The sequence below is a fragment of the Alistipes sp. CAG:29 genome (assembly GCF_000435435.1).
GTDB lineage: Bacteria > Bacteroidota > Bacteroidia > Bacteroidales > Rikenellaceae > Alistipes > Alistipes onderdonkii.
The window spans coordinates 46,584-72,758 of the sequence record NZ_FR893475.1 but is presented as its reverse complement, the minus strand read 5'-3'; the positions used below and the strand labels follow the sequence as shown (position 1 = coordinate 72,758).

Annotated in this window: 24 protein-coding genes; 17 read left to right on the top strand and 7 right to left on the bottom strand. The window is 61.9% G+C overall.

Going from position 1 to position 26,175, the window contains the following annotated elements:
- The 3 genes from mtlA to glyA all read right to left on the bottom strand — a co-directional run.
- On the bottom strand, window positions 1–1,198 hold a 1,198-nt coding region (gene mtlA / locus QVP03_RS09220; protein WP_288210730.1), incomplete at its 3' end, for a mannitol-specific PTS transporter subunit IIC.
- Window positions 1,199–1,524: 326 nt separating this feature from the next.
- On the bottom strand, window positions 1,525–2,205 hold the full coding sequence (locus tag QVP03_RS09215; RefSeq protein ID WP_022333186.1) for a DUF2461 domain-containing protein: 681 nt from the start codon (window positions 2,203–2,205) through the stop codon (window positions 1,525–1,527).
- A gap of 12 nt (window positions 2,206–2,217) precedes the next feature.
- Window positions 2,218–3,498: a serine hydroxymethyltransferase gene (glyA, locus tag QVP03_RS09210; protein ID WP_022333185.1), complete on the bottom strand. Its 1,281-nt coding sequence runs from the start codon at window positions 3,496–3,498 to the stop codon at window positions 2,218–2,220.
- 171 nt (window positions 3,499–3,669) lie between these two features.
- Between glyA and fabG the strand changes: the two genes are divergently transcribed.
- Both fabG and QVP03_RS09200 read left to right on the top strand, forming a co-directional pair.
- Window positions 3,670–4,416 carry a 3-oxoacyl-[acyl-carrier-protein] reductase gene (gene fabG / locus QVP03_RS09205; protein ID WP_018696030.1) on the top strand — a complete coding sequence of 249 codons (747 nt, stop codon included), beginning with the start codon at window positions 3,670–3,672 and terminating at the stop codon, window positions 4,414–4,416.
- A 267-nt stretch (window positions 4,417–4,683) separates the two neighbouring features.
- Window positions 4,684–5,562 carry a PorV/PorQ family protein gene (locus QVP03_RS09200; protein WP_022333184.1) on the top strand — a complete coding sequence of 293 codons (879 nt, stop codon included), beginning with the start codon at window positions 4,684–4,686 and terminating at the stop codon, window positions 5,560–5,562.
- A 127-nt stretch (window positions 5,563–5,689) separates the two neighbouring features.
- Here the strand turns inward: QVP03_RS09200 and QVP03_RS09195 are convergent, their stop codons facing one another.
- Entirely contained in the window at window positions 5,690–6,160 is a 471-nt protein-coding gene (locus QVP03_RS09195; RefSeq protein ID WP_055201853.1) for a low molecular weight protein-tyrosine-phosphatase, read from the bottom strand.
- 141 nt (window positions 6,161–6,301) lie between these two features.
- On the opposite strand from QVP03_RS09195, the gene QVP03_RS13780 reads away from it, so the two are divergent.
- The 6 genes from QVP03_RS13780 (at window position 6,302) to QVP03_RS09170 (ending at window position 10,764) form a co-directional block, all read left to right on the top strand.
- Window positions 6,302–6,541: a hypothetical protein gene (locus QVP03_RS13780; RefSeq protein ID WP_022333182.1), complete on the top strand. Its 240-nt coding sequence runs from the start codon at window positions 6,302–6,304 to the stop codon at window positions 6,539–6,541.
- Window positions 6,538–6,714 (top strand): hypothetical protein, encoded by a 177-nt coding sequence (locus QVP03_RS13775; protein ID WP_022333181.1) that lies wholly within the window; start codon window positions 6,538–6,540, stop codon window positions 6,712–6,714. The genes QVP03_RS13780 and QVP03_RS13775 overlap by 4 nt, the downstream gene beginning before the upstream one ends.
- A gap of 65 nt (window positions 6,715–6,779) precedes the next feature.
- Window positions 6,780–7,193, top strand: coding sequence for a DoxX family protein (locus QVP03_RS09185; RefSeq protein ID WP_149873626.1), 414 nt, complete (start codon window positions 6,780–6,782; stop codon window positions 7,191–7,193).
- 102 nt (window positions 7,194–7,295) lie between these two features.
- On the top strand, window positions 7,296–7,814 hold the full coding sequence (locus tag QVP03_RS09180; RefSeq protein WP_022333179.1) for a hypothetical protein: 519 nt from the start codon (window positions 7,296–7,298) through the stop codon (window positions 7,812–7,814).
- A gap of 4 nt (window positions 7,815–7,818) precedes the next feature.
- Complete coding sequence (locus tag QVP03_RS09175) at window positions 7,819–9,039, top strand: BamA/TamA family outer membrane protein (RefSeq protein ID WP_022333178.1); 1,221 nt, start codon at window positions 7,819–7,821, stop codon at window positions 9,037–9,039.
- A gap of 12 nt (window positions 9,040–9,051) precedes the next feature.
- Entirely contained in the window at window positions 9,052–10,764 is a 1,713-nt protein-coding gene (locus tag QVP03_RS09170; RefSeq protein WP_022333177.1) for a lipid A phosphoethanolamine transferase, read from the top strand.
- A 107-nt stretch (window positions 10,765–10,871) separates the two neighbouring features.
- On the opposite strand, the gene QVP03_RS09165 is transcribed toward QVP03_RS09170, so the two are convergent.
- On the bottom strand, window positions 10,872–11,045 hold the full coding sequence (locus QVP03_RS09165) for a histone H1-like protein Hc1 (RefSeq protein WP_022333176.1): 174 nt from the start codon (window positions 11,043–11,045) through the stop codon (window positions 10,872–10,874).
- A gap of 174 nt (window positions 11,046–11,219) precedes the next feature.
- Here QVP03_RS09165 and QVP03_RS09160 point away from each other — a divergent pair, with 174 nt between their 5' ends.
- The 9 genes from QVP03_RS09160 (at window position 11,220) to QVP03_RS09120 (ending at window position 25,098) form a co-directional block, all read left to right on the top strand.
- Window positions 11,220–12,329 carry an efflux RND transporter periplasmic adaptor subunit gene (locus QVP03_RS09160; protein ID WP_022333175.1) on the top strand — a complete coding sequence of 370 codons (1,110 nt, stop codon included), beginning with the start codon at window positions 11,220–11,222 and terminating at the stop codon, window positions 12,327–12,329.
- 4 nt (window positions 12,330–12,333) lie between these two features.
- Entirely contained in the window at window positions 12,334–15,471 is a 3,138-nt protein-coding gene (locus QVP03_RS09155; protein WP_022333174.1) for an efflux RND transporter permease subunit, read from the top strand.
- Window positions 15,468–16,832: an efflux transporter outer membrane subunit gene (locus QVP03_RS09150; RefSeq protein ID WP_022333173.1), complete on the top strand. Its 1,365-nt coding sequence runs from the start codon at window positions 15,468–15,470 to the stop codon at window positions 16,830–16,832. Before QVP03_RS09155 ends, QVP03_RS09150 begins: the two co-directional genes overlap by 4 nt.
- Window positions 16,833–16,914: 82 nt before the next feature.
- Window positions 16,915–19,548, top strand: coding sequence for a ferrous iron transport protein B (feoB, locus tag QVP03_RS09145; RefSeq protein ID WP_022333172.1), 2,634 nt, complete (start codon window positions 16,915–16,917; stop codon window positions 19,546–19,548).
- Between the two features lie 226 nt (window positions 19,549–19,774).
- Window positions 19,775–20,167, top strand: a complete 393-nt coding sequence (locus QVP03_RS09140; protein WP_022333171.1) for a CidA/LrgA family protein — start codon at window positions 19,775–19,777, stop codon at window positions 20,165–20,167.
- A complete protein-coding gene (locus QVP03_RS09135) occupies window positions 20,164–20,886 on the top strand; it encodes an LrgB family protein (RefSeq protein ID WP_022333170.1) in 723 nt (240 codons plus the stop codon). The genes QVP03_RS09140 and QVP03_RS09135 overlap by 4 nt, the downstream gene beginning before the upstream one ends.
- Before the next feature lie 127 nt (window positions 20,887–21,013).
- Window positions 21,014–22,678, top strand: coding sequence for a putative transporter (locus QVP03_RS09130; protein WP_022333169.1), 1,665 nt, complete (start codon window positions 21,014–21,016; stop codon window positions 22,676–22,678).
- Window positions 22,679–22,862: 184 nt separating this feature from the next.
- Window positions 22,863–24,050 carry a pyridoxal phosphate-dependent aminotransferase gene (locus QVP03_RS09125; RefSeq protein ID WP_018696047.1) on the top strand — a complete coding sequence of 396 codons (1,188 nt, stop codon included), beginning with the start codon at window positions 22,863–22,865 and terminating at the stop codon, window positions 24,048–24,050.
- A 196-nt stretch (window positions 24,051–24,246) separates the two neighbouring features.
- Window positions 24,247–25,098: a GNAT family N-acetyltransferase gene (locus QVP03_RS09120; RefSeq protein WP_022333168.1), complete on the top strand. Its 852-nt coding sequence runs from the start codon at window positions 24,247–24,249 to the stop codon at window positions 25,096–25,098.
- A 66-nt stretch (window positions 25,099–25,164) separates the two neighbouring features.
- On the opposite strand, the gene QVP03_RS09115 is transcribed toward QVP03_RS09120, so the two are convergent.
- Both QVP03_RS09115 and QVP03_RS09110 read right to left on the bottom strand, forming a co-directional pair.
- Window positions 25,165–25,605, bottom strand: a complete 441-nt coding sequence (locus QVP03_RS09115; protein ID WP_022333167.1) for a peptidylprolyl isomerase — start codon at window positions 25,603–25,605, stop codon at window positions 25,165–25,167.
- A 14-nt stretch (window positions 25,606–25,619) separates the two neighbouring features.
- A partial coding sequence (locus QVP03_RS09110) for an ATP-grasp domain-containing protein (RefSeq protein ID WP_288210729.1) occupies window positions 25,620–26,175 on the bottom strand: 556 nt, incomplete at its 5' end.

Below are 26,175 nucleotides of genomic sequence, written 5' to 3'. Positions count from 1 at the left end.
CGCCGCCCGCCGTGCCGATGCCCGCATCGGAGAGCCTTTTTCGAAACCGCGTGGCACCCAGCGCACTCGACCCCATGCCCGCATCGCAGGCGAAAACCACCTTGCGGATATGTGCCGGGAAGTGCAGCGCGGCCTTTACGTCGGGCGCCCCGGCCTGCGGGGCGGGAACCCCGCCTGTCGGCATATCCTCCGCAGCGGCGGCACGCCGGACGAAAGGCGCCGCCATGAGCAGCGACACCGCCGTGGAGATCAGCACCCCGGCCAGCACGACGAGGGTCTGGCCTTTGGGAGCCATGGCCAGCACCGAAATGATGCTGCCGGGCGAAGCCGGTGCCACCAGTCCGGCCCCGGCAAGCGAAAAGAACAGCAGCCCGGCGGCACTGCCCGCAACAGGGGCGAGGATCAGCGCCGGGCGCGCCAGGATATAGGGAAAATAGATTTCGTGGATACCGCCGAAGAACTGGATGATTACGGCGCCGGGCGCCGACTGGCGCATATTGCCGCGGCCGAAAAACCAGCAGGCCAGCAGTACGCCCAGCCCGGGGCCGGGATTCGTTTCCAGCAGGAACATGATCGACTGCCCGGTTTCGCGGGCCTGCTCGATGCCGATCGGCGAGAAGATGCCGTGGTTCAGGGCATTATTGAGGAACAGCACCTTGGACGGCTCGACCAGAAGCGACACGAGCGGCAGCAGTCCGTGGCGGATCACGACCTCTACGCCGTTGCTGACCAGCAGCGTCAGCCCCGTCACCGCACCGCCGATGACCCAATAGCCCAGTATGGCCAGCAGCATACCGAGGATGCCTATCGAGAAATTGCTCACGAGCATCTCGAAACCCGCCTTTATGCGTCCCTGCGTAAGTTTGTCGAACCACCGGATCGTATACCCGCCCAGCGGGCCCATGACCATGGCTCCGATGAACATCGGGATGTCGCTGCCGACGATGACGCCCATGGCGGCAATGGCCCCGATTACCCCGCCGCGTTCGCCGGCGACGTTGCGCCCGGCCGTATAGGCGATCAGCAACGGCAGCAGGTAGGTCAGCATCGGGTCGACCAGGCGTGCCATCTGGGTGTTGGGCCACCATCCCGAGGGGATGAAGAGCGCCGTGACGAATCCCCACGCGATGAACGCACCGATGTTGGGCATGACCATGCCGCTCAGAGCCCTGCCAAATTTCTGTATTTGTTGTCGCATAGCTTTTCTTCTTGTATATAATACAAGGAAAGCCCGCGAATCACCTATCCCGCAGGCAAAGAATCGCCCTGTTTTTTTCGGGCGGCGGCGGATTTCGCCTTTTATTGCCCACGGGCGAGGCTTCCGGCTACGGCACCGAACCGGGGATAAGACCGCAGGAGGGGTGGAAATTGCCGTCGCGTCGGAAAGCGGGATTTCGGGATCCCTTGCGAATTTCAGCAGGATGCCGGGGAATTGTCTTTCATGCCCCTCCCCGGGCCGTACGCCGCCGACAAAAAACCGCCTCCCCCGGTCAGGGAAGGCGGCTGCAATATTGCACGGGCAGGTTACATCATCTCTTCGTGGGCGAACTGCACGGCACGGTTCAGGATCGCGATGAACGGCTGCGTGCGGCGGAACTCCGCGAGGGTTCGCTCCAGCAGGTCGTCCGAGAGCAGGAACTCCTCGGTGATCTTCTTGGCGATATAGAAATCCTTGAGCTTCAGCATCTCGGCATACTCGCTGTCGGCAGGGAATCCCGTAGGCACCCGCTTGAGCTTGTTCTCTTCGACGATGCCGAACCCCTTGGCCTTGCGGATGGCCGCCGCGATTTCCGCACCGTTGTCGAGGATCTCCTCGCGCACGCTGCGCAGCACGACCGGCTCGGGGCAATAGAGCCCCGCCGAAAGCAGGTTGCTCCATACGAGGCTGTCGCAGCAGGGTTCGATGTGGAAATAGTAGCCTGCAAACCCCGACTTCTTGCCCTTGGGCGCGATATACGCACCTATATATGTTTTATAGGGCGACTTGTCGGGACTGAACCGCGTGTCGCGGGCGATGCGGTAGGTGCAGTCCTGCACCCTGAGGCCGCGCACCGTAGGATCGAACTCGGAGATGCCCTCGATCAACCGTTCCGTGAAGGCCGCGAAGCGTCCCTTCACGTGCGCCCATTCGGCGCGGTGGGCGTCGAACCATGCACGGTCGTTGTTGTCGTGCAGGCGGCGGAAAAAGTCGATGACCTCTTTCATCCTACCGGAATTTTACCACGCGAAAAGCGGATAGCCGGCCATCAGGGCGTTCACGTCCTTGCGTACGGCGGCAATATTGGCTTCGTTCTCGGGGTCGTGCAGCACCCGGTCGATCAGGCCGACGATGTAGTCCATCTTGTCCTCTTTCAGGCCGCGGGTGGTGATGGCCGGCGTCCCGAAGCGCAGCCCCGAGGTCTGGAACGGCGAGCGGCTGTCGAAGGGCACCATGTTCTTGTTGGTGGTGATGTCGGCCGCCACGAGGCACTTCTCGGCCAGCTTGCCCGTCAGCTCGGGGAATTTCGTGCGCAGGTCGACCAGCATCAGGTGGTTGTCCGTGCCGCCCGAAACGATCTTGTAACCGCGTTTAACGAACGCTTCGGCCATCGCCCGGGCGTTCTTCTGCACCTGCGCCTGATACTCCTTGTACGAGGGCTCGAGCGCCTCGCCGAACGCCACGGCCTTGGCGGCGATGACGTGTTCCAGCGGGCCGCCCTGGATGCCGGGGAATACGGCCGAATTGAGGATTTGCGACATCATCTTCACGGCACCCTTGGGCGTGGTGAGCCCCCAGGGGTTCTCGAAATCCTTGCCCATCAGGATAATACCGCCGCGCGGGCCGCGCAGGGTCTTGTGCGTCGTCGAGGTGACGATATGCGCGTATTTCACGGGGTTGTCCAGCAGCCCGGCGGCGATCAGGCCGGCCGTGTGCGCCATGTCCACGAGCAGCAACGCCCCCACCTTGTCGGCGATGGCGCGCATACGTTTGTAATCCCATTCGCGCGAATAGGCCGAGGCGCCTCCGACGATCACCTTGGGCTTGCACTCCAGCGCCTTGCGCTCCATGGCGTCGTAGTCGATGACGCCCGTAGCCTCGTCGAGCTGGTAACCCACGGCGTTGAAATACTTACCCGACATGTTGACCGGCGAACCGTGCGAAAGGTGGCCTCCGTGCGCCAGGTCGAGCCCCATGAAGGTATCGCCCGGCTGCATGCAGGCGAAGAATACCGCCATGTTGGCCTGTGCGCCCGAGTGGGGCTGCACATTGGCGTATTCGGCGCCGTAGAGGCGGCAGATGCGTTCGATGGCGAGTGTCTCGACCTTGTCCACGACCTCGCAGCCGCCGTAATAGCGGGCCCCGGGATAGCCCTCGGCATATTTGTTGGTCAGCACGGAGCCCATGGCTTCCATGACCTGGTCGCTGACGAAATTCTCCGAGGCGATCAATTCGATGCCATGCATCTGACGGCTGCGCTCGGCGGCGATCAGATCGAAAATCTGGGTGTCTCTTTTCATATCGTTAAGGGTTTTACGAAATTCCGTTTACGGACGGTAAAGTTAGTAATATTTGGCGAAAATCCGGCGGCAGCGGGACGTTTCAAAATATTTTTCTTAACTTTGTTCGTCTTTTGGACGAAAAAAGGAAAAACAGAATATTTTACCGAAACTCTTAATACGTTGAAAGTTATGAAATTACTCGAAGGAAAAGTGGCTGTCGTAACGGGTGCAGCCCGCGGCATCGGCAAGGCCATCGCACTTGAATTCGCCAAGGAAGGCGCCGATGTGGCGTTCACCGACCTGGCGATCGACGAGAACGGCAAGGCCACCGAGGCCGAGATCGCAGCGCTGGGCGTCAAGGCCAAAGGCTATGCCTCGAATGCGGCGAATTTCGAAGAGACGCATGAGGTCATCGACCGGATCGTGAAGGACTTCGGCCGCATAGACATCCTGGTGAACAACGCCGGCATCACCAAGGACGGCCTGATGATGCGCATGTCCGAGGCGCAGTGGGACGCCGTGCTGACCGTAAACCTCAAGTCGGCGTTCAACTTCATCCATGCCGTGACGCCCATTATGGCCCGCCAGAAGAGCGGTTCGATCATCAACATGTCGTCGGTGGTGGGTGTCAGCGGCAACGCGGGCCAGTGTAACTATTCGGCCTCGAAGGCCGGCATGATCGGCCTGGCCAAGTCGATCGCCAAGGAGATGGGCCCGCGCGGCATCCGCGCCAACGCCATCGCCCCGGGCTTCATCATGACCGAGATGACCGACAAGCTGCCCGACGAGGTGAAGGAAGGCTGGTACAAGCAGATCCCGCTCCGCCGCGGCGGTACGCCCGAGGATGTGGCCAAGGTCGCGCTGTTCCTCGCGTCGGATCTCTCGTCGTATGTCAGCGGGCAGGTGATCCACTGCTGCGGCGCGATGAACTGCTAAAAGACGGTACAGACCATAGAAATACGAAAAACCGCGCCGCGAGACACCGGCCGAAAAGAAAAAGTGCCCGTCCGGACAAATCCGGCGGGCACTTTTCTTATATGCGTACCCTACCGGGAGTTCCGCACGCTTACGCTCCGTCGGCAGAAGCCTTTTCGCACTTCTTCGAGCCGGTCGCAGCGCTCCTGAAGCGGCTCTCATGCCCGCGGAACGGGCGCAGCCGACGCCCCGGAATACAAGTTGCATCTTTTTTGCTATATTTGCCGTATGAAACGTCTGACAACCACCCTGGCACTCCTCGCCGCCGCGCTGTATGCGACGGCGCAAGAGGCTACGCTCCCGACACCCGACGCCAAGGCGCTCGGCATGGGCGGCGTAGCCATGACGACCCTGTCGGGTTCACACGCCATCTATAATAACTCGGCGACGGCCATCTTTTCGCAGATGCCCTCGCAGGTCTCCTCGTCCTACTACGGGCAGGGCGAATTCGATTATTATGCCGTGACCGGGTTCTGCCGGTTCGACAACGTCAACCTGGCACAGATCGGCTGGCGGCAATACCTGCGCGAACGGGGCAACAACGACATGGCCGTCGACCTGGGCTATTCGCGCCGCCTGGGCGACAGGTGGGCCGTCGGCATCGTGGGGCGCTACATGCACCTCAAACGCCCCGACGACACGGCCGACGCACTGGCCGTCGACCTGAGCGCGGCATGGTCGATGCCGCTGGAGAACGTCGGCAGCTACTCCACGCTGCGCGTCGGGGGCAAGCTGGGCAACCTGGGCGGATACCTCGGGAAAACGGACTATACGCTGCCGATGGATCTCACGGCAGGCGTGGCGCTGGATACGTTCCTCTCCGATGCCCACGAAATAACCGTCGGGGCGGACTGGGGCTACTATTTCTCCCCGGCACGGGTGCGCGGGTTCCAGATGTCCGTAGGCGCCGAATACAACCTCATGCAGCTCATCCAGCTGCGGGCAGGCTACCACTATGGCGAACGGCGGAATTACTACCCCACCTACGGGTCGGTCGGCGCCGGCGTGCGGTTCCTGCACCTGCGCCTCGATTTCGCCTACCTGATCGCACGCAAGGAGACACTGCTGCACAACACGTACAGCATCAGCTTCGGGCTCGATTTCTAAGGGATTCCCGGAACATGAACGCTCCGGCCAGGTATTTCCGGGCCGGTGTTTCGCATTCCGAGCCGCGGTGCCGGCAGGGTTTTCCGACAAATGACACCTGCACCCGTCCGCCCGGTATTCCGGCAGCCTATTTCCCGAGGTGCGCGAGGATTCCCTCACAGCCGTCTTCCAGCATGTCGAGCACCAGCTCGAAGCCCTCGGCCCCTTCGTAATAGGGATCGGGAACATGATCCCAGCCGGGGTGACGGCTGAAAAACTCCCGCATACGGAAGATCCTGGCGGCATCCGCACGCGACGGCGCCAGTCGGTGCACGTGCTCGTAGTTGCGGTCGTCCATCACCACGATCATGTCGAATTTCCCGAAGTCCTCCTCGCGGATCTGCCGGGCACGGTGCGTCAGTTCGTAACCGCGGCGCGACGCAGCCCGCCGCATGCGGGCATCGGGCAATTCGCCCGTGTGCCCGGCATATGTCCCGGCCGAGTCGACCGCAACCTCCGCCCCGAGCCCGCGTTCGCGGACGATGTGCCGCATGATTCCGTCGGCAGCCGGGGAGCGGCAAATATTCCCCAAACAAACGAAAAGTATCTTTGTTTCCATGGCCGCAAAGATAGTACAAGACGCGAGGAGTGCCAAATTTATCGGGTCGTGCCGTGCCGCTGCCCGTCCAAAAGGCGGAGCCTGTGCCGACAACCCGCGGTATAACAAGTCCGACACGTCATACATCCTAAATTCAATTTTATGTACCGAAACACGAACCACACCCCTTGCGGCGGGGCTCCCGAAGCCGCAATCATCGCATTGGAACGGCGGGCACCGGAGCGGTGGAACCAGGGCGACCCCGACGGGTTCCTCGAACTCACGTCCGGCGACGTAGTTTATTTCGACCCGGCTCTCGGACGCAAACTCATCGGCAAAAAGCCCTCGGAGAGTACTACGGCACGGTCAGGGGCAAAGTCAGGATCGACACGTACCGGATGATCGATCCCGTCGTGCGGTTGTCGCCGGGCGCTGCCGTCCTGGCATACGATTACGAGGTTCTCAGGGACGGGCAGGTGTTCAGGATGCACTACACGGAAGTTTACACGACCGCAACGTCCGGCGGTTGGGAGATCGTACATACGCACTGGTCTTTCGCCCGGCAGGACGATTGAGGCGGTGCGGCGTTGCCGAATATTCGCCGTGCGGGGTTTGGAATGCAAATTGCACGGCACGGGGCATGGAAAAAAGAATCGATGAACGGATCGCACAATGCAGGCACATGGATTGGGCCGTGTTGTACATGCGCCTGTTCGCGGGAGGCATGATGTTCTTCCACAACATAGGCAAAATACAGGATTACAACGAGATCGTCAACTCGTATCCCTCTTTCGCATTCGCCGGCAGCCCGGCCGTATTCGTCATTGTTTCGCTGGTCGAAGTGGTGCTCGCTACCCTGATAATCATGGGTCTGTGGGTACGGGCATCGGCCATTGTCATGGCGGCGGGAATCCTCGGGGTGCTGCTCTGGGGCGCCCCGGGCTTCGGGACGCCGGCATTCACCTGGCTGGGGGTCTATGTGTTCCTGGCCATGTCCGGCGGGGGGCTCTATGCGTTCGACACGGCCCTTTTCCCTGCGAAACGAAAAAATTGAACGAAGAGAACAATATTAGATCGCCTGCCGGTCGGTATGTTGGCGGAAATATTGTAACTTTGTCCCGATTTGTTTTCATTTAAAACCAAAAAACAGAATATAATGAAGATGAAAGTAATCGCGATGCTGGCGGCCCTCTCGCTCACGGCATCCGCAGCTGCAGCACAGGAACTGCCGCGCAAAGTGAACAATGTCGAAGTGCTCGACCTCGACGGCAAACCTGCCAAGTTGCCGTACTGGGGCGAGAAGAACCTGATGATATTCTATGTAGACCCCGACCGCCACAAGCAGAACAACGACTTCACGGTCGAGCTGGAGGAGAACCACCGCGCACAGGGGGACAACATCTACGGCTTCGGGGTGATGAACCTCAGGGACGCACCGATGGTTCCCAACGGCATGGCCCGCAACATGGCCAAGAAGCGCACGGCCAAGAACGGCGCGCTGGTACTGGCCGACCAGGATCGCATCCTGAGCACGGCATGGGAGCTGGGCGACTGCAACAACCAGTTCGTGCTGATGATCGTATCGAAGGAAGGCGAGCTGGTATTCCTGCGCAAGGGCGTGCTCTCGGAGCAGGACAAGGCCGATTTCTACGAAACAATCGAGAAGTACAAATAGCCGGATGCTGCGCAGGATAGCCGTTGTATGCTTCGTCCTGGGTTTCGTTCTGCACGGACGGGCACAGGAGCAGGAGGTATACATCAACGGCAGCGATACGCTGCACTATACGTACACCCCGCTTCCGGGGCAGGAAGAGGAACCGCAGGCCGAAAAGCGCCCGCCGTTCCTGCGCCGCGTCGTAAAATACTTCGAAGGTTCGACCACCGACCGCACGTTCGAAAAGAAGATCGACTTCACTTTCGCGGGGGGGCCGAGCTACTCGAAGAATACGAGCCTCGGCATCGGGCTGCTGGCCGCGGGCCTCTACCGCATCGACCGCACGGACTCGGTGACGGCACCCTCGGACATCTCGATCTTCGCCAATGTCTCGATTTCGGGATTCTATGCGCTGGGGGTCACGGGCAACAACATCTTCGCCCGCAACAGCAAGCGCATCGACTACACGGTAATGTTCGCCTCGGCGCCCCGCGACATGTGGGGCATCGGCTACCACGACGGACGGTATAACGAAGAGGGGTCGTACAACGAGAAACGCTACCTGGTAAAAGGGCGTTACCTGCACCGCGTGCTGCCCAGCACCTATGTGGGCGGCATCCTGAGCTTCGAGCACACGCAGGGCAAGAAATTTGACGCCCGCAGCGAGGGCTACCTGCAGGAGTACGGGCAGAAAACGCACTACACTGCCACCGGCATCGGAGCCATCCTCGAGTACGACTCGCGCGACTTCATCCCCAACCCGTACCGGGGCATCTATGTCAGCCTGGAGGAGACTTTCTACGCCAAGGGGCTTGGCAACTGCGGCAAGTCGCTGTGGCGCACGACCTTCACGGCCGACTGGTACCGGCAGGTGTGGAAAGGTGGACTGATCGCCACCGACCTCTACGCGGAGTTCAACTCCGAAGGCACCCCGTGGCCGATGCTGGCCCGCATGGGCGGTTCGCAGCGCATGCGCGGTTACTACCAGGGGCGCTATACGGACAACGACATGATTACCTTCCAGGTAGAGTTGCGCCAGCGCATCTGGCGGCGTATCGGCTGCACGGTATGGGGCGGTGCCGGCAACGTATTCAACAGTCTCGACCGGTTCGACTGGTCGGAAACGCTTCCCAACTATGGCGTCGGCCTGCGATGGGAGCTGAAAAAACGGGTCAATGTGCGGCTCGATTACGGCTTCGGCAAGAAAACCAGCGGATGCCTGCTGAGCCTGAACGAAGCTTTTTAGGTTAGTAAAGATATGAATGCTGATCCGAACAAACATAACCGGCAACGGACGGTCAAAACCCGCAGCCGTTTCACCACGCTGCTGACCGTCTATTTCTTTGTCGCGCTGATTATCCCCAACTGCGTGCTGGCCAATACCGAACCCTACTCCGTCTGGACGGTCGAGGCGCTGATACTGATGCCGTTGGGATTTTACATGATGTGGAGCGTGGCGCTGCGCCGTTCGGGCATAATGATCTGGCTGGCGTTCCCGTTCATTTTCCTGTGCGCGTTCCAGATCGTGCTGCTGTACCTCTTCGGCAACTCGATCATCGCCACGGACATGTTCACCAACCTGGTGACGACCAACCCGGGCGAAGCGGGCGAGCTGCTGAGCAACATCTACCCCTCCGTGATCCTGGTCTGCGTGATGTACCTGCCGCTGCTGTGGTTCGCCGCGCGCGAAATCGGGCACAAACGGCAGATATCGCGCACCACGCGCATGAACGTCGGACTGACCGGGGCGGTGCTCATGGCGCTGGGCATGCTGGCGCTGTGGCCGGCCTACCGCGTGAGCGAAGACCGGCACGTGCTGCGGGACGAGATCTTCCCGCTCAACGTGCTCTACAACGTACACCTGAGTGCCACGGAATTCCGCAAGGCCTACAATTTCGAGGAGACCTCGGAGGATTTCACCTACGGTGCGTCGCGCACGGCCCAGGCACCGGGGCGCGAGATATACGTCTACGTCATCGGCGAAGCCTCGCGTGCGATGAACTGGCAGCTGTACGGTTACGACCGCGAGACGAATCCCCGCCTTTCGCAGGTCGATGACCTGATCGTTTTCCGCGACATGCTCACGCAGAGCAACACCACGCACAAGAGCGTGCCGCTGATCCTCTCGTCCGTTGCGACCGACGAACATCCCGAACTCTACCGCCGCAAGGGGCTCCCGGCGCTGTTCAACGAGGCCGGTTTCGAGACCTGGTTCATCTCCAACCAGTCGCCGCAGGGCGCCATGATCGACAAACTCGCCCGCGACGCCGACCACCTGATCTATATCCGCTCGCCGCGCCACGACATGCAGCTGCTGGACGAGGTGCGCCGCGCCGTGGAAGGCAACAAGGCGCAGAAGATGCTCTTCATACTCCACTGCTACGGCTCGCACTTCAGTTACCACCAGCGTTACCCGCGCGAGTTTGCGCAGTTCCGCCCCGACGACGACGTGGCGATCTCACGGGAACACGTGCAGACGCTCCGCAACGCCTACGACAATTCGATCCTCTACACGGATTTCTTCCTCTCGGAGACGATCCAGTACCTGCGCGGGCTGCGCGGGACTTCGTCGGCGCTGCTCTACTGCGCCGACCACGGCGAGGACATCCTCGATGACAGGCGCGAACGGTTCCTGCACGCTTCGCCCACGACGACGGCCTACCAGCTCTACGTCGCTTCGCTGGCGTGGTTCTCCGACGCTTACCGGCAGAATTTCCCCGACAAGGCCGCTGCCGCCGAGGCAAACGCCACGGTGCCCGCCACGACCCATGCGCTGTTCCATACCATGGCCGACATGGCTTCGATCCGGGGAAATTACATCGACACGGGCGTGTCGCTGGTCAACGCGGGCTACGACCGCACCCGGCCGCGCCGTTACCTGAACGACCACAACGAGGCCGTACCGTTCCGCAAGACGGGCCTCTCCGCAGAGGATATGGAGGTGTTCCGCAAATTCGGCATCGAGCCCTGACCTGCGCCGCGACCGTACGGCTTGCCGCGGGAACGATCCGCATACGGCACGAAAACAACAAAGGCTGCCCAAAAGGACAGCCTTTGTTGCGTCTACGTAGTCAGCGATTATTTCGCAGCCTCTACGGAAATCTTGCGGAATTCCTTCATCAGCTTAGAAATCTCCAGTGCGGACTTGCGGGCACGGGTACCGGCGGCCTTGTTGCCTTTCTCCACCTGTGCTGCTGCATTTGCTGCGAATACCTCGTACTCGGCATTGATCTTTGCTACTAATTCTTTCATAACTTTTATATTAATTTGGGTTTGTTATCAACGCAAAGATATAAAAATTATCTAAACATCATCATTTGCAGTTAAAAAAATCAGCTTTTTTTAGCATATAATCCCCTTTTTAACTAGCTGTCACCCTGTTCACGGTACGTTTTTTGCCCCTGCAAGGGTGTAAAACATCCCGGTATGAACAGACTTTTCCTTATCACGGGGCTGCTCGCCGTACTCCTCGCGGGGTGCAGCAGGCACAAGCCCGAAACCGCCATGCCCCCGCTCAGGGTCGGCGTGGCCGAAGCCGTCACGGACAGCGTTCCCAACCGCATGGAGTTCATCGGTTACCTGGCGAGCAATTTCGATGCGGTGATCCAGCCGCGCGTGAACGGCTACCTGCTTACGAAGCAGTTTGCCAACGGTATGCCCGTGAAGCGCGGGCAGCTGTTGTTCACAATCGACCCCGACCAGCTTTCGACCTCGATGCTCGCAGCCGAGGCCGCCCTGCAATCGGCCCGGGCGCAGGCGATCGAAGCCCGCAACAACTACGACCGCGCCGTGCCGCTGGCCAGGATCAACGCCATCAGCCAGTCGCAGTTGGATCAGTATACGGCCCAGTACAAAGCCGCCGAAGCCACCGTCCGCTCGGCCGAGCAGACCCTCAGCAGCGCCCGCATGAACGTCGGCTATACGGAGCTTCGCTCGCCCATCGACGGTATCATCTCCAACACCTCGGCACACGTGGGCGACTACGTGGGCCCGGGCACGCAGTTCGGGGTGCTGACGACCATTTCGAACATCGACACGCTGACCGTCGACGTGGCGATCCCGATGGCGCAATACCTGCGCTCGGCGGGGCCGCGCACCTCGATCTTCGACAACGCGGGACTGCTCACCGACATTCGCCTGATGCTGGCCGACGGCACGGAATACCCCTATGAGGGGCTTTACGACTATACGCGCAAGGACGTGTCGAGCACGACCGGGACGCTCGTGCTGGTAGTGATGTTCCCCAACCCCGACCGTTCGCTCAAACCCGGGCAGTTCGCCCGTGTGGAGGCCAGCGTCGGCCCCGTACGGCCGCGCGTGGTCGTGCCGCAGGCGTGCGTGAGCCAGGCGCAGGGCGTCAATTCGGTCTGGGTGGTACGCCCCGACAGCACGGCCATGTACCGCCGGGTGATCCCGGGCGACACGTACGGGTCGATGTGGTGCATCGACGAAGGGCTCATCGACGGGGAACTGGTGGTAACGGCCGGGCAGCAGAAACTGCACAACGGCATGAAGGTCATCCCCGAAAAAAAGTGACGCCATGGAGAAATTTTTCGTTTCGCGCCCGATCTTCGCCCTGTCGCTGGCCATCGTCATCGTCATCGTGGGGCTGATTTCGATCCTGAACCTGCCGATCGAACAATACCCCGACATCACGCCGCCCGTGGTCGAGGTCTCGGCCACGTACGACGGCGCCGATGCCGAGACGGTCAACAACGCCGTGGCGACGCCCGTGGCGCAGAGCGTCATGGGCGTGAGCGACATGCTCTACCTGCAGACCACCAGCGCCAACGACGGTTCGATGGTCATGCAGGTGACCTTCGACATAGGCTCCGACCCCGACCTGGACGCCATCTTCACGCAGAACAACGTCTCTTCGGCCACCGCACAGCTCCCGGCGACGGTCACCAAGCAGGGCGTCACCACGCGCAAGACCATGACCGGCTTCCTGCTGGTCTTCTCGCTGCACAGCGACGGACGCTACGACGCCGAGTTCCTCTCCAACTACGCTTACATCAACCTCCAGAACGAGCTGCTCAAGATCGACGGCGTAGGCAAAGTGTCGATCATGGGCGCCGGCGAGTACGCCATGCGCGTATGGCTCAAGCCCGACGTGCTGAAATACTACGGCATCCCGGTTTCGGCCGTCACCGCGGCCATCGAGAACCAGGGAGGCATCTACCCCGCCGGGCAGTTCGGGGCCGAACCCGCGCCCGACGGCACCACCTATACTTATACGGTGACCATGCCGCCGCAGATCACCACCCCCGCGCAGTTCGGCGACATCGTGGTCGTCACGACTTCGGAAGGCCAGCAGATCCGGCTGTGCGATGTGGCAGAGGTTTCGCTCGGCAGCCAGAGCTACGGCGTGAGCTCGCTCTTCGAGGGCAAGCCCACGGCCATGATCGTCGTCTACCAGCAGCCCGGCAGCAACGCCGTGGAGGTGGGCAAGAAGGTCAGGGCGGCGATGGCACGGCTCGAAAAACGCATGCCCGACGGCATTGCGGCCACCACGATCGTCGACACCACGACCAGCATCGACGCCGGTATCCGGGACATATTCCACACGCTGGTGATCGCCCTCATCCTGGTGATCTTCATCATCTACCTCTTCATCCAGGACTGGCGGGCGACCGTCATCCCGCTCGTGGCGATCCCCGTCTCGCTCATCGGGGCCTTCGCGCTCTTCCCGCTGCTGGGCTTCTCGGTCAACATCATCTCGCTGCTGGGGCTGGTGCTGGCCATCGGCCTGGTGGTCGACGACGCCATCGTGGTCGTCGAGGCCGCGCAGGTCAATATCGCCGCCGGCATGCGGCCCCGCGCCGCGGCGCTCGAAGCCATGAAGAACGTCGCCTCGCCCATCGTCGCCACGACGGTCGTGCTGCTGGCCGTATTCGTCCCCGTGTCGTTCACGGGCGGCATCACGGGGCGGCTGTTCCAGCAGTTCTCCATCACGATCGCCGTCTCGGTGGTGATCTCGGCATTCAACGCCCTGACGCTTTCCCCGGCGCTTTGCGCCCTGCTGCTGCGCCGCCGCGAACCACCGCAGAAAGGCTTTTTCGCCGCCTTCAACCGCTGGTTCTCCCGCAACATGGATCGCTATACGGCCTTTACGCCGACGCTCATCCGCCACGTGACGCGCACGGGCGTATTCATCGCCGTAGTACTCGCGGTCATCTTCGTCGTATGGCGCAAGCTGCCCGCCGGGTTCCTCCCCGAGGAAGACCAGGGCTACGTCATGGTGATGGTCTCCACGCCCGAAGCCTCGGCGCTGCCCGTCACGCAGGCCGCCATGGAGGAGGCCGACGCCGTGATCCGCACCCTGCCCGAAGTGGCCTCGACCTCGTTTGCCGCAGGTTTCAACATGATGGCGGGCATCGCCTCGACCGACAGCGGCATCATCTTCGTCTCGCTGGTCGACTTCGCCGACCGCAAACTCTCGGCCATGGAAATCGCACAGAAACTCACCGACGAGCTGTACGTCGCCGTGCCGGGAGCCGAGTGCTATGCCTTCATCCCGCCCTCGATCCCCGGGCTGGGCATCACCTCGGGCGTATCGGTCGAGGTGCAGGATCTCGAAGGGCGCGGCACGGCCTACCTGCTCGCCCAGGCCGGACGGCTGATGGATTCGTTGCGCAAACAGCCCTCGATCGCCTCGGTGACCACGCAGTTCAACGCCGGGGTGCCCCAGCGTCGCCTGCGCATCGACAAGGAGCAGGCGCTCGCCGCAGGCGTCGACCTGGGCGTGCTGTACGGCGACCTGACGACCCTGCTGGGAGGCGCCTACATCAACAACTTCTCGCGTTTCGGCAAACTCTACCAGACCTATATTCAGGCGGCCCCCGAATACCGGATCGACAAACGCTCGCTCGACAATTACTACGTCGCCTCGTCCTCGGGCGAGAGCGTGCCCGTATCGTCGTTCGTGGAGGTGGTCGACACGGTGGGCGTGGAATACGTCTCGCAGTTCAACCTCTACCGCTCGATCTCCCTCACGGTGACGCCCGCGGCGCGCGCCTCGACCACGACCGTCATGCAGGAGATCACCCGTACGGCCGGCGAGGTGCTGCCCGACGACATCGGCACGGCGTGGAGCGGCACCTCCTACCAGGAAGCCAATGCCTCGAAGACGGGCGGGCTGGTCTACCTGCTGGCGCTGGTGTTCGTCTTCCTGGCCCTCGCGGCGCTCTACGAGTCGTGGGGACTGCCGCTGGCGATCCTGATGAGCGTCCCCGTCGCGGTGCTGGGCGCCGTGCTCTTCATCGGGGGATCGCACCTGCTGGACGCCTTCTTCGTCAACGACGTCTACATGCAGATTTCGCTGGTCATGCTCATCGGCCTGGCGGCCAAGAATGCCATCCTGGTTGTGGAATATGCCGACCGGCTGTTCAACGAAAAAGGCCTGTCGCTGATGGACGCCGCGATCGGCGCCGCCAAACTGCGCGTGCGGCCGATCATCATGACCGCCTTCGCGTTCATCCTCGGCGTCATGCCGCTGGTATTCGCCAGCGGGGTCTACGCCACGGCACGCAACATCATGGGCGTGGCACTGGTGGGCGGTATGCTGTTCGCCACGCTGCTGGGCATCTTCGTCTACCCGGCACTCTACTATTTCGTGGGGCGCATCGGGAATTTCGAACGCCGCCGCGAACGCAAAAAACAGGAGGAAAAACTATGAAAACCGGATACCTTACCCTAATCTTCGCACTCGCCTGCGCGGCCTGCACACCCCGTTTCTACCCGCCCAAGGTCGACGTGCCCGACGGCTACCTCTACGGCGAAGGCTTCCCGCGGGACACCGCGGCGCTCGCCTCCGACTGGTGGCGGCTGTTCGGGGACACGGTGCTCGACAACCTCGTGCAGCGGGCGCTGGAGAACAACCGCGACGTGGCCGTAGCGGCTTCGCGCGTGGAAGAGGCGCGGCAAAACCTCGGCGTCGTGCGGGCGCAGTACCTGCCCCAGGTGGGCATCGGCGTCACGGCCGAGGGGGAATACACGCCGCAGACCAAGATCGTACAGACCTATGCCGTCGAACCGTCGCTCTCGTGGGAGATCGCCCTGTTCGGGCAGCTGCGTAACGCCAAACGGGCGGCCAGGGCGCAGATCGCCTCCTCGGAATGGGCGCTGCGGGGCGTGCGGCTGTCGCTGGCCGCGGAGGTCGCCACGACCTACTTCACGCTGCTCGAATACGAACGCGACCTGGCGATCGCCCGGCGCAGCTGCACCCTGCGGCGCGAATCGGCCGCACTGATCGACTCGATGTTCCGCTACGGCATGTCGGACGGCGTGGCGCTGGAGCAGGCACGCAGCCTGGTCTATACGGCCGAGGCGGACATCCCGCAATACGAGCGCGCCGTGAAGCAGACGCGGCTGTCGCTCGACATCCTGTTGGGCGAAACGCCGCAGGCGGCGGACAGCACGGGCTCGGGGCTGCGCCTGCTCGCAGACCGCCATCCCGCCGACATCCCCGTAGGGCTTCCGTCGGAACTGCTCAAGCGGCGCCCGGACATCATGGAGGCGCGTTACAATATGCTCCAGGCGGCCGCGAATGCCGGGGTCGCACGCGGGGCAAGATTCCCGTCCATCGCACTGACAGCCAAAGGAGGAATAGCCTCCAACTCGATCAAAGGTTTAACTGCGGCAAACCCTTGGGCGTGGGATGCGCTGGGCTCGCTCACGCAACCCCTGTTCGCCTTCGGCAAGCTGCGCCGCTCGGAGATGGCGGCCATGGAGCGTTATACGCAGGCGGCAAAGACTTACGAGCAAACCGTACTGACGGCATTCGCAGATGTCGAGAAGGCGCTGGTCGCCATCGCCACCTACCGCACCCAGACAGAGCGTTCCTGCGAACTGGTCGTTTCGAACGACCGCATTGCCACCATGACGCAGGCGCTCTACCGCAGCGGGCTGTCGGACTACCTCGACGTGATTGACGCCGAGCGGAGCCTCTACCAGTCGCAGATGGAGCTGGTGAACATCGCGGCACAGCAGTACATCAACTACGTGAACCTCTGCAAGGCACTGGGCGGCGGGTGGTAAGGCCGCCCGAATATACCCACAAATGGGGATTGCATATCCGGCCGCAAAGTCGTATCTTTGGCGCCAAAACTAAAGAGCGACAATGCGTTTATCCGAACTTAAAACCGGCGAGTCGGCCACGATCCTCAAGGTGACGGGCCACGGAGGCTTCCGCCGGCGCATCATGGAGATGGGATTCGTTCGCGGGCAGCGGGTCGAAGTACTGCTCAACGCACCCCTGAAAGACCCGATCGAATATAAAATCATGGGCTACGACATCTCGCTGCGCCGTACCGAGGCCGACATGGTCGTCGTACTCTCCGACAGCGAAGTGAACGAATACCTTGCCGGAGGACATCACCACCACCGCCATCATCCCGGGCACCGCCACGGGCAATGCGGCTGCGGAACGCCGGAACAAGCCCCCGAATACCCCGCCGCCGGGACGCCGGGCGCGGACGACGACTGCGCCACGGCCGACGAGGTCATCTCGCGCCACAGCCGCACGATCGGCGTGGCGCTCGTGGGCAACCCCAACAGCGGCAAGACCTCGCTTTTCAACGCCATATCGGGCGGCCATGAACACGTGGGCAATTACAGCGGCGTGACCGTCGGCGCCAAGAGCGGGCACCGCTACTACCGCGGCTACCGCTTCGAGGTGACCGACCTGCCGGGCACCTACGCCCTTTCGGCCTATACCCCCGAGGAGCGTTACGTCCGCAGCCATATCGCCGAAAAGACGCCCGACGTCATCATCAACTCGGTCGTGGCGTCGAACCTCGAACGCAACCTTTACCTGACGACCGAGCTGATCGATATAAACCCGCGCATGGTGGTGGCTCTCAATATGTACGACGAGCTCGACTCACGCGGTTCGGAGCTCGATTACGACAACCTGGGACGGATGCTCGGCGTACCGATGGTACCCGTCGAGGCACGCAACGGCAAAGGCATCGAAGCGCTGTTGGACACCGTGATCGCCGTGTACGAGAACCAGGACGAGCGCGTACGCCACATCCACATAAACATGGGCCCCGTCATCGAAGAGGGGCTCCGGCGGCTCAAGGACGATATGAGCGACTACCGCGGCGAACTGCCCAAGGCCTTCCCGCCGCGCTACTACGCCATGAAGATGCTCGAAGGCGACAGGCAGGTCGAGGAACAGCTGCGCGGCAGCAGCCGCTACCCCGAGTGGGCGGAGATCCGCGACCGCGAGGCCAAACGCATCGCCGAAGCCCTGGGCGAGGATGTCGAGACGGCTTTCGCCAACCAGAAATACGGGTTCATTCAGGGGGCGCTCAAGGAGACCTACACCCCGGGGAAACGCGAAGAGGCCTCGGCCACGAAGCTGATCGACACCTTCGTGACGCACAAGCTGTGGGGCTTCCCGATCTTCTTTTTCCTGATGTGGCTGATGTTCTGGTGCACATTCAGCCTCGGCGCCTACCCGCAGGAGTGGATCGACACGCTCGTGGGATGGATCGGCAGCGGCGTGGACGCGCTGCTGCCCGCGGGGCCGCTGCGCGACCTCTTGGTCGACGGCATCATCGGCGGCGTGGGGGCGGTCATCGTCTTCCTGCCCAACATCATGATCCTCTACCTGTTCATCTCGTTCATGGAGGACTCGGGCTACCTGGCGCGCGCCGCGTTCATCATGGATCGCGTGATGCACCGCATCGGCCTGCACGGCAAATCGTTCATCCCGCTGATCATGGGCTTCGGCTGCAACGTCCCGGCCATCATGGCCTGCCGGACGATCGAGAGCCGAAGCAGCAGGCTGATAACCATACTCATAACCCCCTTCATGTCATGCAGTGCACGAATACCTATCTACCTCCTGCTCGCCGGGACGTTCTTCGCCGCCGACGCCAGCATGGTGATGATCGGGCTCTATGTGCTGGGAGTCGTGCTGGCCGTCGTCACGGCACGCCTGATGCGGCGCTTCATGTTCCCGGTGGACGAAACGCCCTTCGTCATGGAACTGCCGCCCTACCGCCTGCCGACATGGAAGACGACGCTCACCCACATGTGGGACAAATGCGCGCAATACCTGCGCAAGATGGGAGGCATGATCCTGATCGCTTCGATGGTCGTATGGTTCCTGAGCTATTACCCCCGCAGCGAAGAGGGCGGCACGGCGGTCCACTACGAGAACTCCTACCTCGGGCGTCTGGGGCAAAGCTGTGCGCCGATTTTCAGTCCGCTGGGGCTGAACTGGAAGGCGGGCGTGGCACTGCTGTCGGGTGTCCCGGCCAAGGAGATCGTCGTCAGCACGCTCGGCGTGCTCTATTCCGACGGCGGGGAGGCGGCAACCGCCCCCGGCGCCGGCACGACGGAGATCGTCACGGGATCGGGCGAAAAGATCGAGATCGGAAACCTGCCGGAAGGCAGCATCGCCATTATCGGCGGGGCGGACGGACAGACGGCGATCCGCATTGCGGAAAACGCTGGCGCACAGGTCAGCACGGGCACGCAGGCGGGCAAGGTCGCAGAGCTGCCCGGCGAAGACGAGGAAACCGTGAACCTCTCCCGCAAGCTGCTGGCAAGCGGCGACTTCACGCAGGCATCGGCACTGGCTTTCCTGGTATTCATCCTCCTCTACTTCCCCTGCATTGCGACCATCGCCGCCATCGGCGCCGAGGCCGGGTGGAAATGGGCCGCGGCCGCCGTGGCCTACAACACGGTGCTGGCGTGGGTCGTAGCATGGGCGGTCTACCGCCTTTTCATGTGGCTCTGACATGGGGTGGCAGGACTTTGCGGTCTGGGGTATCGGCATCGCGGTCGCAGCCGTCGTAGTGCGGCGGATGTGGTGCTTCTTCAGGGGCAGGCGGCGCGGCGGATGCGCGTCGTGCGCCAGTACGCAGTGCCCGCTGAAAAAGACACTCCGCACATAAAATCACAGGCGGGCGCAACAACTTCCGGCCGGAAATGCTATCTTTGCCCCGGAATCAAGCGCACACACAATGCCCGGACTTTTTTACATCCTTCTTTTCTGGCTGATCGGCAATGCATTGAGCATCCTTACCGGAGGTTATGTTTCAGGTAACATCATCGGCATGATCCTGCTCTTCGCAGCCTTGTGCCTGCATTGGGTCAAAGCCGAAACGGTACGTCCCGCAGCCCGGTTCCTGCTGGGGGCCATGGCACTCTTCTTCGTCCCCTACGGCGTAGGGCTGATGGACTCCTACCGCGTGATCCTCGACAACCTGTGGGCGATCGTAATCTCGGGCATCGCCTCGACGATCATCGTGCTGCTGGTGACGGGGCAGACGTTCCAGAGCCTGAACCGCCGCTCGCGCCTGCGCCGCATCCGGCACCTTCGTGAAACCGCCGCAAACACCCCGGACAATGATTGACAAGGCGTTCCTCCCCACCCCCCTCTGACAAGGCGTTCCTCCTCACCGACCTCTTCCAGCTGACGCTCACCGTGGGGCTTTACTGCCTCGGGACGGCGGTCTACCGCCGCATCCGGATGCCGCTGCTGCATCCCGTGCTGCTCACGTTCGTCGCCGTCATCGTATTCCTCCGTGCGGCGGACATCGGCTATGCCCGCTACCAGGAAGCCACGGGCATCCTCGACTTTGCCCTGGGCATGTCGGTCGTCGCACTCGGCTACCTGCTCTACGAACAGGTCGAACAACTGCGCGGAAGCCTGCTCCCGGTCGGCATCGCCACCCTTGCGGGTTGCGTGGCGGGCGTGCTGAGCGTCGTATATATCGCCATGGCGTTCGGCGCCGGACGCGAGATACTCAACTCGATAGCCCCCAAGTCGGTCACCGTGCCCATCGCCGTGTCGGTTTCGGGGCCGCTGGGCGGCATCGTCCCCGTCACGTCGGTCGTGGTGTTCTGCGTGGGGATCTTCGGCAGTATCTTCGGCGAGTGGATCCTGCGCCGCTGTGGCGTGCGGGATGCCGAAGCAAGGGGGTTTGCGCTGGGAGCCGCGGCGCACGGCATCGGTACGGCGCGCGCCATCGAGATGGGAGCCGTCGAAGGAGCCCTGAGCGGACTGGCGATGGCCCTGATGGGATTGGCTACGGCGCTGCTGATGCCGCTGATGGAGCGGTATCTGTATTAGCAGTAAGCCCTGCGGCAGGCGGACGGGCATATATCGGGCTTATAAAAGTCGCATCAAAGTTTTTTAAATTCTATAATAAATACTACTTTTGCACAATTGCTGGCAATTCGCACAAAAGTAGGTTAATATGGAGTGGTTACACACCTTGTTCTTCGGCAGCGGCATCGCCCATGCCGTGCTGACCTTCGCATTGGTCATCACCATCGGCATTTTGCTCGGAAAAGTCAAAATCGGCGGCATCTCGCTCGGAATCACATGGATTCTGTTCGTAGGTATCGTCCTGAGTCATTTCGGAATGACGGTGGACGGCGAGGTCAGGCACTTCGTGCAGGAATTCGGGCTGATTCTGTTCGTCTTCTCGATCGGTCTGCAAGTCGGACCGGGATTTTTCGCATCGTTCAAGCACGGCGGCATGACGCTGGTCATGTGTGCCGTAGCGATCGTACTGCTGGGCGTGGCGACGGCCTATGTAGTTCATCTGGCGACGGGCACGCCGATTCCGACGATGGTCGGCATCCTTTCGGGCGCAGTGACCAACACCCCCGGACTGGGTGCCGCGCAGCAGGCTTACACCGATGCGTTGGGAATCGAAGACCCCACGATCGCGCTGGGATACGCCGTGGCTTATCCGCTCGGCGTCGTGGGCATCATATTCACGATGATCTTCATCCGCTACGCCCTGCGCGTGAAGTTCGAAAAGGAGGACGAGGGGCTGGCGGCGCTGAGCCGTGAACACAAGCTCGCCGACAAGGTTTCGGTCGAATTCACCAACAAGACGCTCGACGGCCGCACGGTGGCCTATGTCCGCGACCTGATCAACCGTCAGTTCGTCATATCGCGCATCCTGCGTCCCGACGGAACGATCTCGATGGCCGATGCGGAGAGCGTGATACATATCGGCGACCGGCTGTGGCTGATCTCGCAGGCCGAGGACATCGAGGCGATCGTGGCCTTCTTCGGCCGCCGCGTGGAGATGACCGACGAGCAGTGGGGCAACAATACGCCCAATGCCGAGCTGGTGTCGCGCCGCATCCTGATTACGAAATCGTCGCTCAACGGCAAGAAATTCTCCGACCTGCGCCTGCGCACGAAATACGGCATCACCATCACGCGCGTAAACCGCGCGGGCGTCGATCTGATCCCCTATCAGGGCTTGGAACTGCAGGTCGGCGACCGTGTGATGGTCGTAGGGCCCGCGAAAGCCGTGGCGCAGGTGGCCGACGTATTGGGCAACTCGCTCAAGAAGCTGAACCAGCCTAATTTGGTGACGATCTTCGTAGGTATCGCTTTAGGTGTGCTGCTGGGGTCAATTCCGCTGCTCAACGTACCCCAGCCCGTGAAGCTCGGACTGGCAGGAGGCCCGCTGATCGTGGCCATCCTGATCGGACGCTTCGGCACGCATTTCCACCTGGTCACCTACACTACGATGAGCGCCAACCTGATGCTGCGCGAAATCGGCATCGCGCTGTTCCTCGCGGCGGTGGGCATCGGCGCGGGCGACGGATTCATCGACGCCATCGTCGACGGCGGTTACCGCTGGATCGGATACGGCGTCGCCATCACCGTCCTGCCGCTGATAATCGTCGCGCTGGTGGCGCGGCTGTGGCTCAAAATGAACTACTACACGCTGATGGGACTTATCGCCGGATCGACGACCGATCCCCCGGCGCTGGCCTACGCCAATGCGACGGCAGGCAACGACATGCCGGCCGTGGGTTATTCGACGGTCTATCCCGTAGTGATGTTCCTGCGCGTGCTGACGGCGCAGATATTCATCCTCTTCTCGCTGTAAGCGGGACGGTTCGTAAAAAATGTTACGAACTGTTACCCGTCCCGCATGTCGCTCAAAAGCAGTTTGGGGCGAGAAATGAAGCGGCGGAGAGAGTCGGATGGCAGATAAAATTCAACGATGGCTTTTAAATTTTAATCGGAATACCTATCTTTGCTGCTGGCAAAAATCCAAACACCCTTATACTATGGCAAAAGCAGTCAACATCGCCCGTTCCCATCGGTTGGACGGCATCGGAGAGTACTATTTTTCGCGCCGTCTGCGCGAGATCGCCGAAATCGAAGCGGCAACGGGCCGTCAGATCGTGAAACTCGCTATGGGCAGCCCCGACCTGCCCCCGCACCAGTCGGTCATCGACCGCCTCGCAAAGGAGGCACAGCGCCCCGACGTACACAAATACATGTCTTACAAGGGAGAACCCATCCTGCGCAAGGCTTTTGCGGACTGGTATAAGAAATGGTACCGCACGGAACTGGACTACAACAACGAAGTACTGCCCCTGATCGGCTCAAAGGAGGGCATCATGCACATATGCATGACGTTCCTCAATAAGGGCGACAAGGTGCTCGTGCCCAATCCCGGCTACCCCACCTACTCGGCTGCCGTGCGCCTCTCGGGCGGCGAGATGGTTCCCTATGCGCTGAACAAACAGACCGGCTTCTACCCCGACTTCGAGGCGATCGAGAAGGCCGGGTTGGACGGCGTGAAGATGATGCTGGTCAACTACCCCAACATGCCGACGGGCCAGACCCCGACGATGGAGCTGTTCCAGAAAATCGTGGATTTCGGCGCCCGGCACAACATCCTGATCGTGCACGACAACCCGTACAGTTTCATCCGCAATGCCGCCGCCCCGATCTCGATCATGGAGGCCGAGGGCGCACGCGACGTCGCACTGGAGATGAACTCGCTGTCGAAAGGCCACTCGATGGCCGGCTGGCGCGTGGGCGTCGTCGTGGGCAAGAAGGAGTGGATCGACTCGATCCTGACGTTCAAGTCGAACATGGACTCGGGCATGTTCTACCCGATCCAGGCGGCGGCCGACACGGCGCTGGCACTGGGCGAAGAGTGGTTCAAGGAGCTGAACGACATCTATTACGGCCGCGAGAAGCAGGCCTATGCGCTGCTCGACGCGCTGGGATGCAAATACCGCGAGCACCAGGCCGGGCTGTTCGTATGGGCCGAGCTGCCCGAATCGTACGAGGGCGACAGCTTTGCATTCTCGGACGAGGTGATGGACAAATGCGACGTGTTCCTGACCCCGGGCGGCATCTTCGGCTCGGAGGGCAACCGTTACATCCGCATCACCCTCTGCTGCCCTGAGGAATTGCTGAAAAAAGCTACGGACAATATCATCGCCAAGTTCGGGAAATAACTCCCGGGCAATACGGAATAAGGCGCTCCCCTCGCGGACATCGGTTCCCGAGGGGAGTTTTTTTCAGTTCGCTTTCCGGCGAAGAGGGGGCGGTGCCCGGCGTAAAGCGCGATCCCGCAGCGGGAAGAAGCTGCAACCGACGACTCTTGAAAAGAGGGGACGGAGCCCTGTCCCCCGAAATCCGAAACAGACACATATGGAGATAAAATCACTGGAAAATACATGTTTCGGCACGCTGTTCGAGGCATTCGGCCAGGCATTCGCCGATTACGAAGTCCAACTGGACGAAACACAGCTCCGGCGCATGCTGCGCAGGCGCGGTTTCGATCCCCGCCTGTCGTTCGCCGCGTTCGACGGGGAGCGGATCGCCGCGTTCACCCTGAATGGGAGAGGGAATTTCAACGGCCTGCCGACGGCCTACGACACCGGCACGGGAACCCTCGAAGCCTATCGCGGGCAGGGGCTCGCTGCAAAGGTCTTCGAACACTCCATCCCCTACTTGCGGGAGGCCGGAATCCGGCAATACCTGCTGGAAGTCCTGCAACACAACACAAAGGCGGTATCGGTCTACCGGAAGCTCGGGTTCGAAACGGCGCGTGAATTCAATTATTCCATACAACAGGGCGCGCACGTGCACCTCGGCGCGAAAATCCCGGACATTGCCTGTACGGTAACGCCCGTCGATGTGGGACGGTTCGCCCCCGACCCGCAGTTCTGGGATTTCATGCCCTCCTGGCAGAACAGCCCCGAGGCCATAAGGCGGGCTGCGGGGGACTTCGCCGGGCTGAGCGCCCGCGCAGAGGGGACACAAGTGGGATACTGCATCTTCGAACCCGCCTCGGGCGACATTGCCCTAATCGCTGTCGACAAGCGGTACAGGCGGCGGGGGATCGCCACCTCGCTGCTGCGGGAAGCGCTCCGGCTCAACAAGGCGGATTCGGTCAAGGCCATAAACACCGAGGCCGGCTGCGAATCGTTAACGGCGTTCCTGGAGGCGGCGAACATCGCCGTGACGGGGCGGCAGTTCGAAATGGTGAAAAAAATATAGGGGGGGGGCAAGGACAAAGCCCTCCGCACAGGGAGGGCTTTGTTCATGTACACGCGGGCGGTATGCCTACTCCTCCACGATGCGGATCGAGAGGATCAGATCGCCGGGACGGATGTCGTCGATGACGTCCAGCCCCTCGACCACCCGGCCGAAGCAGGTGTGGCGGCCGTCGAGGTGCTGCGTCGACTCGCGGGCGCAGCAGATAAAAAATTGCGAGCCGCCCGTGTCCTTTCCGGCATGGGCCATCGAGAGCACGCCCCGGTCGTGATACTGGCGCGGCGCCGAGGTCTCGCATTTGATCTTGTACCCGGGGCCGCCCGTGCCGTCGCCCCGCGGGCAGCCGCCCTGGATGACGAAGCCCGGAATCACCCGGTGGAAGGTCAGCCCGTCGTAGAAATTGTGGTTGGCCAGCTCGACGAAGTTCGCCACCGTACCGGGGGTCTCCTCCGTATAGAGCTCGGCCTTCATGTCGCCTTTCTCGGTCGAAATAAGTGCGTATTGTGCCATATCGAAACAGGTTTTTAAGGTTCGAGGACTTTGATTTCGGCGGCCGCGGCCTTCACCCGGCCGCGCAGGGCATCGAGGTCGTCGCCCAGCGGCGCATAGCCCACGACGATGCCCATACGGCGGTTGACGCGCGCCGAAGGTTTGCCGAAGATCCGCACGTCGGTACGGGGATCGGAGGCCAGCGCCCGGTCGATCCCCTCGTAGCGCGGCGCCACGGGGCTTGCCAGGGGCGAGAGCACCACGGCCGTGGCGCCCAGGCGTTCGAAAGTCACCGCGGGAATCGGCAGCCCCAGCACGGCGCGCAGGTGCAGTTCGAACTCATTGAGATTCTGCGTCCCGGCCAGCGTCACCATGCCCGTGTCGTGCGGGCGCGGCGAAAGTTCGGAGAAATAAACCCCGTTTTCGTGGCTCAGGAAGAATTCCACGCCCCACAGCCCGGCACCGGTCAGGGCTTCGGTGACGGCGGCCGCCATGCGCTGCGCCTCAGCGAGGTGTTCCGGTGCCACGTAGGGCGACTGGAAACTCTCGCGGTAGTCGCCGCCCTTCTGCACATGGCCGATCGGCGGGCAA

Excerpts from the sequence above, each read along its gene's own strand:
- QVP03_RS09215 (WP_022333186.1), bottom strand. The coding sequence starts at position 2,205 with ATGAAAGAGGTCATCGACTTTTTCCGCCGCCTGCACGACAACAACGAC.
- glyA (WP_022333185.1), bottom strand. The coding sequence starts at position 3,498 with ATGAAAAGAGACACCCAGATTTTCGATCTGATCGCCGCCGAGCGCAGC.
- fabG (WP_018696030.1), top strand. The coding sequence starts at position 3,670 with ATGAAATTACTCGAAGGAAAAGTGGCTGTCGTAACGGGTGCAGCCCGC.
- QVP03_RS09200 (WP_022333184.1), top strand. The coding sequence starts at position 4,684 with ATGAAACGTCTGACAACCACCCTGGCACTCCTCGCCGCCGCGCTGTAT.
- QVP03_RS09195 (WP_055201853.1), bottom strand. The coding sequence starts at position 6,160 with ATGGAAACAAAGATACTTTTCGTTTGTTTGGGGAATATTTGCCGCTCC.
- QVP03_RS13780 (WP_022333182.1), top strand. The coding sequence starts at position 6,302 with ATGTACCGAAACACGAACCACACCCCTTGCGGCGGGGCTCCCGAAGCC.
- QVP03_RS13775 (WP_022333181.1), top strand. The coding sequence starts at position 6,538 with ATGATCGATCCCGTCGTGCGGTTGTCGCCGGGCGCTGCCGTCCTGGCA.
- QVP03_RS09185 (WP_149873626.1), top strand. The coding sequence starts at position 6,780 with ATGGAAAAAAGAATCGATGAACGGATCGCACAATGCAGGCACATGGAT.
- QVP03_RS09180 (WP_022333179.1), top strand. The coding sequence starts at position 7,296 with ATGAAGATGAAAGTAATCGCGATGCTGGCGGCCCTCTCGCTCACGGCA.
- QVP03_RS09175 (WP_022333178.1), top strand. The coding sequence starts at position 7,819 with ATGCTGCGCAGGATAGCCGTTGTATGCTTCGTCCTGGGTTTCGTTCTG.
- QVP03_RS09170 (WP_022333177.1), top strand. The coding sequence starts at position 9,052 with ATGAATGCTGATCCGAACAAACATAACCGGCAACGGACGGTCAAAACC.
- QVP03_RS09165 (WP_022333176.1), bottom strand. The coding sequence starts at position 11,045 with ATGAAAGAATTAGTAGCAAAGATCAATGCCGAGTACGAGGTATTCGCA.
- QVP03_RS09160 (WP_022333175.1), top strand. The coding sequence starts at position 11,220 with ATGAACAGACTTTTCCTTATCACGGGGCTGCTCGCCGTACTCCTCGCG.
- QVP03_RS09155 (WP_022333174.1), top strand. The coding sequence starts at position 12,334 with ATGGAGAAATTTTTCGTTTCGCGCCCGATCTTCGCCCTGTCGCTGGCC.
- QVP03_RS09150 (WP_022333173.1), top strand. The coding sequence starts at position 15,468 with ATGAAAACCGGATACCTTACCCTAATCTTCGCACTCGCCTGCGCGGCC.
- feoB (WP_022333172.1), top strand. The coding sequence starts at position 16,915 with ATGCGTTTATCCGAACTTAAAACCGGCGAGTCGGCCACGATCCTCAAG.
- QVP03_RS09140 (WP_022333171.1), top strand. The coding sequence starts at position 19,775 with ATGCCCGGACTTTTTTACATCCTTCTTTTCTGGCTGATCGGCAATGCA.
- QVP03_RS09130 (WP_022333169.1), top strand. The coding sequence starts at position 21,014 with ATGGAGTGGTTACACACCTTGTTCTTCGGCAGCGGCATCGCCCATGCC.
- QVP03_RS09125 (WP_018696047.1), top strand. The coding sequence starts at position 22,863 with ATGGCAAAAGCAGTCAACATCGCCCGTTCCCATCGGTTGGACGGCATC.
- QVP03_RS09120 (WP_022333168.1), top strand. The coding sequence starts at position 24,247 with ATGGAGATAAAATCACTGGAAAATACATGTTTCGGCACGCTGTTCGAG.
- QVP03_RS09115 (WP_022333167.1), bottom strand. The coding sequence starts at position 25,605 with ATGGCACAATACGCACTTATTTCGACCGAGAAAGGCGACATGAAGGCC.